The following is a 13,734-nucleotide window of genomic DNA, read 5'->3' on the forward strand; positions in this document are numbered from 1 at the left end:
CTCAAGGATCGTCCGATCTCAGACACTGCTGGCACTCTTCCTGGTCGCAATGATCTGCGACTTGAGATTGGTGGCCTTGCATGATGAACCTGCCGTTTGCTGATCCCTCATTCAATACGAGGCCCTGCCGGTGGAATACCTCGCCGGTCGGCGAATGCACGGAAACGACGACCACGTGGAGCAACGGCGGGCCTATGTCCCAGACGCCAGAGATGGAGAATGGCGCTTCCGGAAAGGCGGCCAGCGGGTGAAGATCATCAAGAACACCGAAGACGGCGGCAAGCTCAAGATGGGTGCCGAAATCGTGGCTTCCGAGAACAAAAAGACGAGGCGACCCCATGGAGTGGTCCGGGTTGAATGCTGATGCATGGTCGGCCATCGATCTGCTGGGATGAAGACCTCGGGCGCCGGCACCCGGTATCCAAGAGCGCGATGCGGCCGAGCGGTGTTGTAGCGCTTGCGCCATTGTTCGATGAGGAGTTGCGCCTCCCTCAACGAGTTGAAGACCTCGCCATTCAGCAGCTCGTCTCGAAAGCGCGCCGGGCCGCGCTGGATGAAGAGGTCCGTCAGGGCGTCCAGGACATCGGTGGAGTTCAGCCGCCTGTCGACACGGATCATCCCGCGTATATTCATCGAGGGTGTTGAGCGTCCGGTACGCCCGGCCGTCATTGGTCCGGTCCTGCATGAAGCCACAGGACCAGACGTGGTTGGGGTGCTCGGGCTTCAGCCGCACGGAGGAGCCATCGCCTAGCCAGAGCCGGCCATCTTCCCGGCCCTGGGGCGGCTTGCGCTGCGTGGATGGGTGCTGGCCGAGCACGGCGAGACGCGCTGGCTACGTCGCGCCCGGAAGCCCGCTGTCGCAGCCCGCGAACGTGATCGGCGGCCATGTGGTTACGTCCCTCGTCGGGCTTCTCATGCGCCTCTGGCTTGCCAATGGCTGGTGCGCATTGGCGCTTGCGGTCATGGTTGCCCTGGGGGTCAGGCATCCACTCGCGGGCGCGAACCCTCTCGTGGTCTTCTGGACGGATCCCGGCTTCGGCTTCCTCGTTCTGCCGGTGCTTGTCGGGTTCCTGCCTTTCGTGGTGCTTGCGGTACTGACCTATTTCGAGGGCGGACAGGGGGTCCGTATCGCGGGGGCGTTCGCGCTGGATCGGACCCGCGACCGCGCAGCGGGCGCAGTTGCCAAATACTTCACGCGATGGGTCGCTGTGCTCGCCGCCTGCCAGCGCCACGTGGAGCCCTCGGCGGGCAATTCCGAGGCGCAGGCTCGCCGGATGATCGCGACCATTCAAAGGGGCATCGTTCTGGCCCGGGCGACTGGTGATGCCGGGACTTTCGATGCACTCGTCAATGATCTGCGGCCCCGGGACGGACGAGCCCGGTAAGGGCCCGCGCGAGGCCACTGGCGCGGCTGGCGCGATGTGATGTGGTTTCGTCGCGGGCGGACGAGCATCAGAACCCCCTGGTGCCGGACAGCAACGTCAGCGCCCGGATGAGCTCTTCCTCTAATGGGCGCTGCAGAGGTATTTCATCTCCAGGTATTCCAGCAACCCGTAGCGGGATCCTTCGCTGCCTAGTCCTGATTGCTTGATACCGCCGAAGGGTGCCACCTCGTTGGATATCAACCCGGTATTGTGACCGACCATTCCGTACTCAAGGGCCTCTGATACGCGCACGGCGCGCGCGTGGCTGTCGGTGTAGAAATAGGCGGCCAGACCATAAATCGTATCATTGGCCATTGCGATCGCTTCTTCCTCTGTGTCGAAGGCAAAGATCGGTGCAAGCGGTCCGAAGGTTTCCTCTTGCGCAACACGCATCTCAGACGTCACGCCGACCAACAGCGCTGGCTCCATCATAAGCCCGCCAAGACGCCTTCCGCCCTGCGCCAGACGCGCGCCCTTGGCCAGCGCGTCGCCGATATGTTCGTCGATCTTGTCCAGTGCCTTGCGTTCGATCATTGGGCCGATGTGGATGCCCGGAGATTCGCCGGGACCAACTTCTAGGGCTGCCATGCGGGCCGCCAGCTTTTCGGCGAATTCGTCATGGACTCCGCGCTGCACGAGAAGCCGGTTGGCGCAGACGCAGGTCTGTCCCGCATTTCGGAACTTAGCCGCCATCGCGCCCTCTACTGCTGCGTCCAGGTCCGCGTCATCAAACACGATGAAGGGGGCATTTCCGCCCAGCTCGAGCGAGAGTTTCTTGATTGAGCCTGCGCACTGCGCCATGAGCAACCGCCCGACTTCCGTCGACCCGGTGAAAGACAATTTGCGCACCACTGGGCTGTCGGTCAGAACTTGGCCGATTTCACGGGCCGAGCCGGTAACGACCTGTAGAACTCCGGCGGGCACGCCAGCGCGGCAGGCCAGTTCTGCCAGGGCCAGCGCGGTCAGCGGAGTCAGGTCGGCGGGGCGAAGGATCATCGAGCAACCTGCCGCCAGCGCCGGGGCTGCCTTGCGTGTCACCATGGCCGCAGGGAAATTCCATGGTGTAATGGCCGCGGTCACACCCACCGGCTGGCGAAGCACGGTGATGCGCTGGTCCGCATGAGGGGCCGGGATCGTGTCGCCATAGATGCGCTTTGCCTCTTCCGCGTACCACTCCACGAAAGAAGAGGCATAGGCGATCTCTGCGCGTGCTTCGGCAAGTGGCTTTCCCTGCTCGCGGGTCAGGATCAGGGCAAGATCATCGATATGCGACATGATCAATTCGAACCAGCGCCGAAGGACAGCGGATCGGGCTTTGGCCGTCCACGCGGCCCAGTCAGCCTGAGCGATGCGAGCGGACTCGATGACGGCCGGGATCTCATCGGGCGACATGCTCGGAACCCGCCCAACGCGGCGGCTGTCGGCGGGATTCGTGACGTCGAAGGTCTCACCAGATGCCGCGGTGACCCAGTCGCCGTTGACCAAGCAGCGTGACTTCAGGAGGGACGGGTCAACGAGCTTGGGGGTCGGGGCGGCAATTTCAGGGCTTGCGTTTGACAATGACATGTTCCATATATGCACCAGTATTCCTAATATGGATCATACGGGGGGTGTTTTGGCGATGTCAATTCGCCAACGCGTTTCCGCTTGCTTTCAGGAGGTGGCTTTTGCCCGAACGTTCCCTGCGCCGCGCGCCGGCGGTTGAGCGCGCCGCTCGCATTCTTGACCATTTGGCGCAGGCTGGGCGGCCCATGGGCCTGTCAGAACTGTCCCGCGATCTGGGGTTGCCCAAAAGTTCTGCGCTTGGGATTTGTGAAACGCTGGTGTCTTGCGGGGTCTTGAGGCCAGAGGCAGAGGGGTACGCCCTCGGCTCGCACTGCCTGCGTTGGAGCGCAGCCTACCTGGGCGGCACCTCGCTCGTTTCGGAATTTCGCCGCATTCTGCTTTCCGATCGCGGCGTGTCCGCTTACACCGTCACGCTGTCTACGCTCGACAATGATCACGTGACCTACCTGGACTGCCGCAATTCGGAGCAGCCGCTGGGCTTCACCTTCCGAGCGGGGCTTCGGCTTCCGGCGATCTACTCGGCCACTGGCAAGGCCATGCTTGCCTACACATCGCCTGAAGAAAGGCGGCGGCTTCTCTCAAGTCCCTGGCCGGCCCCGCTGACGCCAAACGGCTCGCGCGATGCTCAGAGGTTCGAGGACGAGATGCGGCTGGTCCGCGCACGCGGCTATGCCATCGACAACGGCGAAATTCGCGAGGGCATGATCTGTGTTGGCGTTCCGGTCATGGCCTCCAGCGGTCAACCATCGGCGGGCATCGCCGTTTCTTTGACGGTCGCGGAGGCCACGCCTGAGCGCTGCGATGAAATCGGCGCGCGTCTGTCGGAGGTCGCGGCGTCGCTCGCATTGGTGTAGCGCGGATCATTCTTCCGCGTCGTTGGATTGACCCGTCAGCGCCTGCGCGATGGCCACTCGTGCGGCATTTTCAATATGCTGCTTGCAGGCGGCCTCGGCGCGCTCAGGCTCCCCAGCCGCGATCGCCTCAGAAATCAGGCGGATTTCCCGAACGCTTTCCGGCAGGCGACCTGGTTGCCGCATCGAGGATACTCGAAGCAGCGTGATCCGGTTGTGCAGCGACGTCAGGAATTGCGTGACATAGATGTTGCCCGCGCCTTGGGCGAGGACGTCGTAGAAGTGCGTCTTGGTTTCTATCAGCGCCTCCTGATCATCGCCCTGGGCCGCGCGATCAAACGCATCAACGGCCCGGATCAGCTTCGCGATGTCTTCCCGCGACCCGTGCCTCGCGAATTCGCGGCCGCAAAAACCCTCTAGTTCAGCGCGGATGACGTAGAGCTGGCGCACCTCTTCCGCGCTGAAGGACGCCACAACAGGCCCCTTGTGCGGGTAGCTGACCACCAGCCCCTCGGCTTCCAGCTGGCGGAGCGCTTCGCGAATTGAGGTCCGCCCGACACCAATCCTTTCGCAGAGATCCCGCTCGATCATCCGCTGTCCGGGCTTGAAGGTTCCCGAGGCGATGGCCTTTCGCAGATTGTCCTCGACCATAGAGCGCAGCGTGGCGCTGCGGCGTGGGATCTGCAGGTTCTGAGCCTTTGAATCACCCATTTCCGTTCTCCCGAGCTGTGCGTGGCTGGACAAGAACCGGCACATTATTTTGTCTGATTGTATGCATATGTGCTCCGGTAGGCAGTGAGGTCTAAAGACCCAAAGCAAGTATCACACTGCTATAGCTTCGAGAAAATGGCAATATGTCGTCTCTCCAAGCGAAGGGGTGACTGACCGTACGGAAATTGCGTTGACAGATTGTCTGCGAATCTGACAAAGGTGAGAAAAAGGGTGAGGAGCCGATGAACACAAAAAATGAACTTGCGATGGTTGGATTCATCGGGCTGGGCCGGATGGGCCTGCCCATGGTCGAAAATCTTCTTAAATCCGGCTTTTCCGTGCAGGGATTTGACCAGTCCGAGGCAGCGCGCGCAGAGGTCGCGGCCGCTGGCGCGACGGCCTGCAGCTCTGCGAAAGAAGCAGCCAGGGGAGCGGATGTCGTCATCACGATGTTGCCGAATGGCTCAATCGTCCGCGAAGTCCTGCTTGGAGAGGCCGGGATCGCCGACGCGCTGTCGCCTGGGGCGATCATCATCGATATGAGTTCCAGCGCCCCGACGGACACAACGTACCTGTCTGAGCAACTGCTGCCGCGTGGCTTCCGGGTGGTAGACGCCCCTGTCTCTGGCGGGCGCAAGCGCGCAGTCGATGGCACGCTGACGATCATGGCAGGCGGAGAGCCGACCGTGATCGATGCGATCCTGCCTGTGCTCGAGGCGATGAGCGCCAAAATCTTCCGTACCGGGAAGATCGGCTCGGGCCACGCGATGAAGGCTATCAACAACTACGTGTCCGGCGCTGGAATGGTGGCAGCCATGGAGGGCGTAATCCTGGGAGAGACCTTTGGTCTCGAGCCCGAGGTGATCGTGGATGTGCTGAATGTGTCGACTGGACGCAACAATACCACCGAAGTGAAGATGAAGCAGTTCGTGCTGAACCGCGATTTCGGTTCGGGCTTCGCGCTTGGCCTGATGGCCAAGGACATCGGCATCGCCAACGATCTGGCTGAAGCCCTGAACCTGCAGATGGGCTCTCTCGCCGAAACGTCCGTTCGGTGGAAGGCGGCGCAAGACAGGCTCGGGCCGGATGCCGACCACACGGAAATCTACCGCTTCCTCGCCGACAGCTGACCCTGCCAACCCGAAGACGCGATCTGCTCCATTGTCCTGCCAATGGGGTGGGCACCCTGTATCCAAGACCAATCGAAGGAAACCGCCATGTCCACGCATGCTGAAGGCACCGCACCCGACGGAACCCCGTTCACCGAGAAATTCAAGAAGGGGCTGGAGACGCGCCGTGCCGTCCTAGGTGACGAATACGTCGATGCTTCGGTCAACAAAGCGACCGACTACAACTTCCCAATGCAGCAATTGGTGACGGAGTATTGCTGGGACGAGATCTGGAACCGTCCGGGTTTGACCAAGCAACAGCGGTCGATTTTGAACCTAGGCATGATCTCAGCGCTCGGTCGTACCCACGAGCTGCGCCTCCATGTCCGCGGGGCAATAAACAACGGGCTGACCAAAGACGAGCTGCGCGAGATTTTCCTGCAGGTCGCAATCTACTGTGGCGTTCCGGCAGGCATCGACAGCTTCCGCACCGCACAGGAAGTCTTCGCCGAAATGGACATCTGAGCGACGGCTTTTGCCCGTGCGTCCGCGCCACGCTGACGCCGCTCGGATAAACCCGTCCCGGGAACTGCGCGCCGGGACGGGACGACAGGCTTGACTGCCACACAAGCGCAGACGGTCATCTATGGGAGGATACCATGACCAAATTCAGCAAATTCCTGTGCAGCGCCGCCGCGCTCTCCGTCATGCCAGTTCTGGCGCAGGCCGCCTGTGACAGCGGCGAGCGTGTCGTCAAGTTCAGCCATGTGACAGCGGTTGCCGGCCACCCCAAGGGCGAGATGGTCGCGGCGCTCGCCGAGCGCTTCGACGAGCAGTTTGACGGAACAATGTGCATGGAGGTCTTCCCAAACTCCACGCTGTTCAGCGACGACAAGGTGCTCGAGGCGCTTATGCTGGGCGATGTGCAGCTGGCTGCGCCCGATGTGGGCAAATTCGACGCCTACACCCAGAAACTCCAGGTCTTCAACCTTCCGTTCCTGTTCGACTCGACCGAAGCCGTGCAGGCCTTTACCGAAACCGAGCAAGGTGAAGAGATTCTGATGTCCATGGAGGACAGTGGCATCATCGGTCTGGGCTGGATCTTCAACGGGATGCGCCAGTTCTCGGCAAACCGTCCGCTTGTGGAACCGCTGGATGCGGCCGGGCTGAAGTTCCGCGCCACGACTTCGGAAGTGACCGAGGCAATGATCGCGGCGCTTGATGCAACGCCGCAGGCACTCTCTTTCGCCGAGGTCTACGGCGCGCTGCAGACCGGGGTTGTGGACGGACAGGAAAACACTTGGTCGAACATCTATACTGGGAAATTCTATGAGGTTCAGGATGGTGTCACCGAAACCAATCACCAGTTCCTCACCTACCTCATCGTGACATCGCAGGAGTTCCTCGACAGCCTCGGCGACGATCGCGACGCCTTCACCACCCTCGTGGATGAGGTCTCCGCGGAGTATAACGCCCGCGCCAACGAGGCGAACGAGGCAGCCCGTCAGGCAATCATCGACAACGGCGGAACTGTGCGAGAGCTTACCGACGAGCAACGCGCAGCCTGGGTCGAGGTGATGAAGCCGGTCTGGAAGCGGTTCGAAGCCGATATCGGCACCGAGGTCATCGAAGTCGCCAGCGGTCGCGCGGACTGATGCCTCCGGGGCGACGGCGCCTGCCGTCGTCCCGCGCAGACACATCGCTCTGCACGCAAAACACTCTCAACACCCAATCAAAAGGAGGATGCAGCATGTCGGCATACTGGCCGTTCTTTGCCTTGCTGGCCCTCGTCGTCGTAATTCACCTTGTCGAACGGGCACGGCCCGGACTGGTGGTGATGGTCGAGGAACGCATCCTCACCCTGATTCTTGCCGGGATGGTCCTGATTTCATTTGCGCAGGTCGTGGCCCGCTACGCGTTCAACAGCGGCTGGACCGGAGCGCTGGACCTGACCCGCGTCATGTTTGCATGGCTGATCCTTTTCGGCATGTCCTACGGATTGAAGACCGGACTGCACCTCGGGGTGGACGTGGTAATCCGTCTTCTTCCGCGGCGGCTCTTCCGGATCTGCGCCATACTGGGAGCCCTCGCGGTGTTCTTCTATGCCGTTATCCTTCTTTCCGCTGACTGGCTCTCGATCTTCGGAGGTCAGGCGCGGGGTGGGGCGGTCTTCTACTGGCAGCGCTTCTTCAATTCCGGATTGGGGATGGAGATGCTGCGCTGGCCCGAATGGATGTCCCAGATGTTCGCGCTCGACGAACGAGTGCCGCGCTGGCTTGCCTATCTAATTTTGCCCGTCGGTCTCGCGCTTCTTGCGTACAGGGCGCTGGAGGCGAGTTGGCAGATCGCCACAAATCAGCGCGAAGCCATCATCGCAGGCCATGAGGCAGAACAGCTCGTCGCCGACAACCGCAATTCCGTTTCCGCCGAGGACTGACCCATGGAAACCCTCACCCTGTTCATCCTGGTCTTCACCTTGATGTTGATCGGCGTGCCGATCGCCGTGTCCCTGGGCCTGTCATCCGTCCTTGTGATCGCATTCCTCTCGACGGATTCCATGTCGTCCGTCGCCCTCCAGCTCTTCACCGCGTCGCAAAACTACACGCTGCTGGCAATTCCCTTCTTCATTCTGGCATCGACGTTCATGACAACGGGCGGCGTGGCGCGGCGGATGATCGACTTTGCGATCGCGTCGGTGGGCCATTTCCGCGGCGGGCTGGCGATGGCCTCGGTGCTTGCCTGCATGCTCTTCGCAGCGCTCTCCGGATCCTCACCTGCGACCGTCGTCGCTATCGGCTCGCTTTCGATCGTCGGCATGGAGCGGATTGGGTACACCAAGGATTTCGCGGCGGGGATCATCGCCAACGCCGGAACGCTTGGCATTCTCATCCCGCCGTCGATCACCATGGTGGTCTATGCCGCGGCCACCGACGTCTCGGTCGGGCGCATGTTCCTTGCGGGCGTCATTCCGGGCATCATGGCCGGACTCTCGTTGATGGTGGCGATCTACATCATGGCCAGGGTCAGGAACCTGCCGGCGGGCGAGTGGATGGGCGTCGGACATCTTGTCAACAGTGGCAAGAACGCAGGGCTGGGGCTCTTTCTGATCGTGCTCATCCTAGGCGGGATCTATGGCGGGGTCTTCACGCCGACCGAGGCTGCCGCCGTGGCAGCGGTCTATGCCTTCCTCGTGGCGAACTTCGGCTATCGCGACTCTGGCCCGTTGGCAGACAAATCCTGGGAGCCGGAGGGGATTTCGGACAACGCCCGGACCGGACAGCGGGCCATTCTCTATGGTCTGTGCCTGGCGATCGTCATTGTCGTGATCGGCGCCTTCATGCGACAAGCTCATACGCCAGTTGCCGGCCTATTCGTTGGCATCGGGACCATAGCAGCCTATCTCTTGCTGCGCGGGCGCACCTCTGCCGTGCCAGCACTGGCTTCCGGGGCAGGACTATTCGGGCGAAACATCGCGCTGACAGCTCGGGCCTTCTTTCCGGCGCTCGTCGCTCCGGACACCAGCCGGGCTTTCGTCGAAGCGGCGCGCACGACCGTCATGTTGATGTTCATCATCGTCAACGCCATGCTCTTCGCGCATGTGCTGACCTCGGAGCGTATCCCGCAGGCCATTACCGCCTGGATGCTGGAATATGGCTTTACGCCGATAACATTCCTGATCGCGGTCAATATCCTTCTGCTGATCGGCGGGCAGTTCATGGAACCCTCGGGGCTGCTTTTGATTGTTGCGCCGGTTGTCTTCCCGATCGCCGTCGAACTGGGTATCGACCCTATCCATCTAGGGATTATTATGGTGGTGAACATGGAAATTGGAATGATCACCCCGCCGATCGGTCTCAACCTCTTTGTGACTTCGGGGATCACCGGCATGAGCCTTGTAAGGGTGGTCAAGGCGGCAACACCGTTCGTGCTCGTCCTGTTCGGGTTCCTGATCCTAGTGACATACGTGCCAGCTATTTCGACAACGCTCCCCTATGCGATCATGGGCCCCGAGCCAGTACACTAGGACACTCCGTCGAAACGCCTCTTGAAACCAAATGTCTCTCTCCTCGCCGGCGCTTGTGCGCCGGCGGGGAGATGCTGCTTTCTGTTGCGTACTCCAGTCGAGATGATGGCCATGAGCCGACCTCAGCGAATGGGCCGGGTCAAATGCCAATCCAGGGTTGAGCCAACGGCGGGCTCGCGGTTGTTGCGGCGGCCGACTTCGACTGATCGCGGCAGTAAGGCACTGAGTTGCGCCGGCAATCGCCTCCCAAGCGCTTTCCCATCGACCGATCAGGATCCGTGGCTGTGTTGTCGCGGGTCGCCGCTTTTTGATTTTCCATAATTTGGCCTCATGGGCCCGGACGCGGATACGTCGGCAGCTCTCAAAAGTGGCTAGTCCGCGCGCTTGGCGCGATGTCCGGCGGGATTATCGGGATCCCAAGACCTTCACGGTAGAAGTGGGGGAACCCAAGCAATGGTTCAACTTCATCAGCGCCCATTGCGCGACCAACGAACATTTCTGGCGAGGGACTTTGGGGCACGGTCTGGCGGCGGCCGCGGTGACGAGGCGACGCGGCACGGCGTGGCGGACCTTGGTCCATGCATTGGCGTTCACGGTTGAGCGCCACCTCGATTCGCGCTGCGAAGTCTTGGTCGCAGGCAAAGGACACGTGAGAGGCTGGTTCCCCAAAGGCAAGCGCACATGAGGCCTTTGGTAACTTGCTCTCAGCAGGGCAGAAATTTCGATCGAGTTCCTGCGAACAACAAAAAGCTAGTAATATAGCTTTTAATGTTTTAGCTCTCTCGCAGGAGGGATTGGCCGCCGATACGGGACCGGCTGATCGACAACTGGGAGAGGAGCCCCTCATGTTTAGACTGCTTGTGAAAGCCCTGCCGACACTGGCCATCCTTGGCTTCGGCGCGACCGCCGCGCTGGCGCAGGACGATGTGGAGCTTCCGCGCTCGATGATCTGGAGTGCTTACGACGTCGGCTCCGGCGGCTACACCGAGGCCTCGGCCATCGCGAACGCAGTGCAGGGCAATTTCGACACGCGCATTCGCGTTCTGCCCTCGGGCACGTCGATCGGCCGCCTGCTGCCGCTGCGCGAACAGCGCGCGCAGTTCGGCTTCCTGTCGAACGAGCTCTTCTTTGCCAGCGAAGGCACCGAGGAATTCGCCATGCCAGACTGGGGTCCGCAGGACGTGCGCGTGATGCTTGGACGGCCGGCCTCGGTGGGGATCATCGCCGCCGCGGACCTGAACGCGACAAGCGTCGCTGACCTGCGCGGCAAGCGCGTTGGCTTCGTGAAGGGCAACCCGTCGTTGAACATCAAGACCGACGCCTATCTTGCCTTCGGCGGCCTGACCCGTGACGACGTCGAGGAGGTCTGGTTCGGCAGCTACGGTGCGCTCAAGGATGCGATCATCTCGAACCAGCTCGATGCCATGGGCATGGTGCCGACCTCGTCCTTCGCGCGCGAGATCGAGGCGAGTTCGCGGGGCCTGACCTGGCTCAACTTCCCGCCCGAGGACACCGAGGGCTGGAAGAAGGCCACCGACGTCATCAGCTTTGCCGAACCGCACAAGCAGACCACCGGGGCAGGGATCGACGAGGACCACCCGGTGTGGCTCCTGGGCTACCGCTATCCGATGCTGGCGACCTACGCGGCGACCAGCGAGGAGGAAGTCTACAACCTCGTCAAGGCAATCGACCAAAGCTTCGACGGCTTCCGTGAGGCCACCGCCGAGGCGGCGAACTGGGCCACCGAAGGTGCCATCGTGCCGCCGGCCGACGCGCCGTTCCATGACGGGGCGATCCGCTATGCCAAGGAGATGGGCTACTGGACCGACGAGGCGCAGGCCTGGCAGGACGCCCGCCTGGCGCGCGTCGACGCGGTGAAGGCGGCCTGGGCCGAGGCACAGGCGGCCTATGACGGCGACGATGCAGGCTGGCCCGAGTTCTGGGGCACCTGGCGCGCCGAACACCTGGCGAACTGAGTTTCGCCTCTTGCGGGTCCGCACGGGTCGGACCCGCTCCTATTCCCTACTTCAGAGCGTGAGCGAGGTCCGTCATGAGCGATCCGCAGTCCATTCCCGTGTCCGATCAGCCGGACACCTCCCAGAGTTCAGGCGTCAAGGTCGGCATGCTGCACGGGCCGACACGGGCGGTGGTGCTCATTCTCGGCCTGATCGCGCTCCTGCTGAATGTCGACCGACTGTTCAACACACAGATGCTGATCGGCTACGTGCTGCTCGACACCGCGTATTTCTACCTGCTCACCGGCATCTTCCTTGCCATCGTCTTCCAGGTCTACCCGCTGCCCTACAACCGGTTCGGCACCGCCGGACGCATCGCGGACGTGGTTTTCTCGCTGCTCGCGCTCGGCTCGGCCTGCTATTTCGCCTGGAACGGTGAGCGTATCCTGATGGAGGGATGGGACCTCGTCGCGCCGACCAATGCGCAGGTCATCTCCGGGGTGTTCTGCCTGCTGGTGCTCGAGGCGCTGCGCCGGACCGGCGGGCTTGTGCTGCTGTGCATCTGCGGCTTCTTCTTCCTCTTCCCGCTCTTCGCAGAGAACATGCCGGGCTTCCTCTGGGGGCCGTCCACCGACATCCCCGGCCTGGTGATGATGCACGCGCTCGGCTCGGAAAGTATCATCGGCGTGCCGATGCGCGTGGTGGCAGGCCTGCTTATCGGCTTCCTGCTGTTCGGCTCGGCGCTGGTGGTCACCGGCGGCGGTGCCTTCTTCATGGCCTTCGCCGAGGCGCTGCTCGGTCGTACCCGTGGCGGCCCTTCCAAGGTGGCCATCCTCTCCTCGGGCTTCTTCGGCTCGCTCTCGGGGTCGGTGATCTCGAACATCGTGACCACCGGACAGATGACCATCCCGACGATGAAGAAGGTCGGCTACCCGGCGCGCTACGCCGCCGCAATCGAGGCCTGCGCCTCGACCGGAGGCGCGCTGATGCCGCCGGTCATGGGCGCCGTCGCCTTCATCATGGCCGAGAACCTCAACGTCGCCTATTCCACCGTGATGATCGCAGCGATCGTTCCGGCGGCGCTCTTTTACCTCGCGCTCATGCTGCAAACCGATTGCTACGCGGCGCGCCGGGGGCTCGCCGGGCAGCGTCCCGAAGACCTGCCGAAGCTCTGGCCGACGCTGAAGGAAGGCTGGCATTTCCTGCTTTCGCTGGTCGTTCTGATCTACCTGATCGTGGCGCGCGGGATCGAGGCGCAGGCGCCGTTCTACGCAACGCTCGTGCTGCTTGCGACCAGCGCGCTCAACGGCTGGATCCGCGGCGAGAACCAGCTGACCCTCGGCCGGCTCGTCGATCTGCTGGATGACGCGATCCGCAACATCGCCAATATCGTCGGGATCCTTGCCGGGGTCGGGCTCATCGTCGGCGCGCTCAGCTACACCGGCGTCGGCGGTGCCTTCTCGCGCGAGCTTTTGCAATTCGCCGGCGACAACGTCTTCCTGCTGCTGCTCTTCGGTGCCCTGACCTCCTTTGTGCTGGGCATGGGGATGACCGTGAGCGCCTGCTACATCTTCCTGGCCATCGTGCTGGGGCCGGCCATGGCCGGAGCGGGGTTGAACCCGATCGCAGGGCACCTCTTCATCCTCTACTGGGGCATGCTGAGCTACATCACGCCTCCGGTCGCGCTGGCCGCCTTCGCCGCCGCGGTGATCGCCAAATCCGACGGCATGCGCACCGGCGTGCTGGCGATGCGGCTCGGCGCGGTGAACTTCGTGCTGCCGTTCATCTTCGCGCTGAACCCGACGCTGGTGCTGCAGGGGGAACCGCTCGACATCCTGCATGACGTGGGCAGCGCGGTTCTGGCGGTGTGGCTGATGGCGGCCGCAAGCGAAGGCTGGCTGCATTTCGTTGGCCGACTGGGCATCCCGGCGCGGGTGCTGCTCGGGGCCGCCGCGATCACGCTGATCATACCCGGCTACCTGTCGGATGGCATCGGACTGGCGCTGCTCGCGGTCGCGGTGCTGGTGAACCGCTTGAGCGCGCCGGACGGCCGCCGTGAGCCGGTCCCGTCCGTGGCCCCGTCCGCCGACTGAA

The 13,734-nt window shown here is 62.6% G+C and carries 12 protein-coding genes and 1 pseudogene; 9 read left to right on the forward strand and 4 right to left on the reverse strand.

Going from position 1 to position 13,734, the window contains the following annotated elements:
* Nucleotide 1 precedes the first annotated feature (1 nt).
* Nucleotides 2-379, reverse strand: coding sequence for a hypothetical protein (locus tag IQ782_RS30505; RefSeq protein WP_240989229.1), 378 nt, complete (start codon nt 377-379; stop codon nt 2-4).
* Nucleotides 373-784, reverse strand: a pseudogene (locus tag IQ782_RS10295) (integrase core domain-containing protein); the annotation flags it as partial. The pseudogene IQ782_RS10295 and the gene IQ782_RS30505, both read right to left, overlap by 7 nt.
* Here IQ782_RS10295 and IQ782_RS10300 point away from each other — a divergent pair.
* Nucleotides 684-1,385, forward strand: a complete 702-nt coding sequence (locus tag IQ782_RS10300; protein WP_420832636.1) for an HPP family protein — start codon at nt 684-686, stop codon at nt 1,383-1,385. The pseudogene IQ782_RS10295 and the gene IQ782_RS10300 sit on opposite strands and share 101 nt — an antisense overlap.
* Nucleotides 1,386-1,505: 120 nt before the next feature.
* Here IQ782_RS10300 and IQ782_RS10305 read toward each other — a convergent pair whose 3' ends face one another.
* Nucleotides 1,506-2,990, reverse strand: a complete 1,485-nt coding sequence (locus tag IQ782_RS10305; RefSeq protein ID WP_194134575.1) for an NAD-dependent succinate-semialdehyde dehydrogenase — start codon at nt 2,988-2,990, stop codon at nt 1,506-1,508.
* Between the two features lie 101 nt (nt 2,991-3,091).
* Between IQ782_RS10305 and IQ782_RS10310 the strand changes: the two genes are divergently transcribed.
* Complete coding sequence (locus tag IQ782_RS10310) at nt 3,092-3,844, forward strand: IclR family transcriptional regulator (RefSeq protein WP_194134544.1); 753 nt, start codon at nt 3,092-3,094, stop codon at nt 3,842-3,844.
* 6 nt (nt 3,845-3,850) lie between these two features.
* Here the strand turns inward: IQ782_RS10310 and IQ782_RS10315 are convergent, their stop codons facing one another.
* Complete coding sequence (locus tag IQ782_RS10315) at nt 3,851-4,552, reverse strand: GntR family transcriptional regulator (protein ID WP_092429456.1); 702 nt, start codon at nt 4,550-4,552, stop codon at nt 3,851-3,853.
* 242 nt (nt 4,553-4,794) lie between these two features.
* On the opposite strand from IQ782_RS10315, the gene IQ782_RS10320 reads away from it, so the two are divergent.
* From IQ782_RS10320 to IQ782_RS10350, 7 genes are all read left to right on the forward strand, one after another.
* Nucleotides 4,795-5,682, forward strand: a complete 888-nt coding sequence (locus IQ782_RS10320; protein ID WP_194134545.1) for an NAD(P)-dependent oxidoreductase — start codon at nt 4,795-4,797, stop codon at nt 5,680-5,682.
* Nucleotides 5,683-5,769: 87 nt separating this feature from the next.
* A complete protein-coding gene (locus tag IQ782_RS10325; protein ID WP_194134546.1) occupies nt 5,770-6,186 on the forward strand; it encodes a carboxymuconolactone decarboxylase family protein in 417 nt (138 codons plus the stop codon).
* A gap of 134 nt (nt 6,187-6,320) precedes the next feature.
* Entirely contained in the window at nt 6,321-7,316 is a 996-nt protein-coding gene (locus tag IQ782_RS10330) for a DctP family TRAP transporter solute-binding subunit (protein ID WP_194134547.1), read from the forward strand.
* Between the two features lie 95 nt (nt 7,317-7,411).
* Nucleotides 7,412-8,098 (forward strand): TRAP transporter small permease, encoded by a 687-nt coding sequence (locus tag IQ782_RS10335; RefSeq protein ID WP_194134548.1) that lies wholly within the window; start codon nt 7,412-7,414, stop codon nt 8,096-8,098.
* Nucleotides 8,099-8,101: 3 nt separating this feature from the next.
* Nucleotides 8,102-9,685: a TRAP transporter large permease gene (locus IQ782_RS10340; RefSeq protein WP_194134549.1), complete on the forward strand. Its 1,584-nt coding sequence runs from the start codon at nt 8,102-8,104 to the stop codon at nt 9,683-9,685.
* A gap of 845 nt (nt 9,686-10,530) precedes the next feature.
* Nucleotides 10,531-11,661, forward strand: a complete 1,131-nt coding sequence (locus IQ782_RS10345; protein ID WP_194134550.1) for a TAXI family TRAP transporter solute-binding subunit — start codon at nt 10,531-10,533, stop codon at nt 11,659-11,661.
* A 74-nt stretch (nt 11,662-11,735) separates the two neighbouring features.
* A complete protein-coding gene (locus IQ782_RS10350) occupies nt 11,736-13,733 on the forward strand; it encodes a TRAP transporter permease (protein ID WP_240989212.1) in 1,998 nt (665 codons plus the stop codon).
* The last annotated feature ends 1 nt before the right edge of the window (nt 13,734 follow it).

Origin of the sequence: Salipiger mangrovisoli (assembly GCF_015223355.1) — a bacterium.
GTDB lineage: Bacteria > Pseudomonadota > Alphaproteobacteria > Rhodobacterales > Rhodobacteraceae > Salipiger > Salipiger mangrovisoli.

What these genes read in the sequence shown, in the direction of transcription:
- IQ782_RS30505 (WP_240989229.1), bottom strand. Translation starts at nt 379, where the DNA reads ATGGCCGACCATGCATCAGCATTCAACCCGGACCACTCCATGGGGTCG.
- IQ782_RS10315 (WP_092429456.1), bottom strand. Translation starts at nt 4,552, where the DNA reads ATGGGTGATTCAAAGGCTCAGAACCTGCAGATCCCACGCCGCAGCGCC.
- IQ782_RS10350 (WP_240989212.1), top strand. Translation starts at nt 11,736, where the DNA reads ATGAGCGATCCGCAGTCCATTCCCGTGTCCGATCAGCCGGACACCTCC.
- IQ782_RS10345 (WP_194134550.1), top strand. Translation starts at nt 10,531, where the DNA reads ATGTTTAGACTGCTTGTGAAAGCCCTGCCGACACTGGCCATCCTTGGC.
- IQ782_RS10335 (WP_194134548.1), top strand. Translation starts at nt 7,412, where the DNA reads ATGTCGGCATACTGGCCGTTCTTTGCCTTGCTGGCCCTCGTCGTCGTA.
- IQ782_RS10320 (WP_194134545.1), top strand. Translation starts at nt 4,795, where the DNA reads ATGAACACAAAAAATGAACTTGCGATGGTTGGATTCATCGGGCTGGGC.
- IQ782_RS10300 (WP_420832636.1), top strand. Translation starts at nt 684, where the DNA reads ATGAAGCCACAGGACCAGACGTGGTTGGGGTGCTCGGGCTTCAGCCGC.
- IQ782_RS10340 (WP_194134549.1), top strand. Translation starts at nt 8,102, where the DNA reads ATGGAAACCCTCACCCTGTTCATCCTGGTCTTCACCTTGATGTTGATC.
- IQ782_RS10330 (WP_194134547.1), top strand. Translation starts at nt 6,321, where the DNA reads ATGACCAAATTCAGCAAATTCCTGTGCAGCGCCGCCGCGCTCTCCGTC.
- IQ782_RS10305 (WP_194134575.1), bottom strand. Translation starts at nt 2,990, where the DNA reads ATGTCATTGTCAAACGCAAGCCCTGAAATTGCCGCCCCGACCCCCAAG.
- IQ782_RS10325 (WP_194134546.1), top strand. Translation starts at nt 5,770, where the DNA reads ATGTCCACGCATGCTGAAGGCACCGCACCCGACGGAACCCCGTTCACC.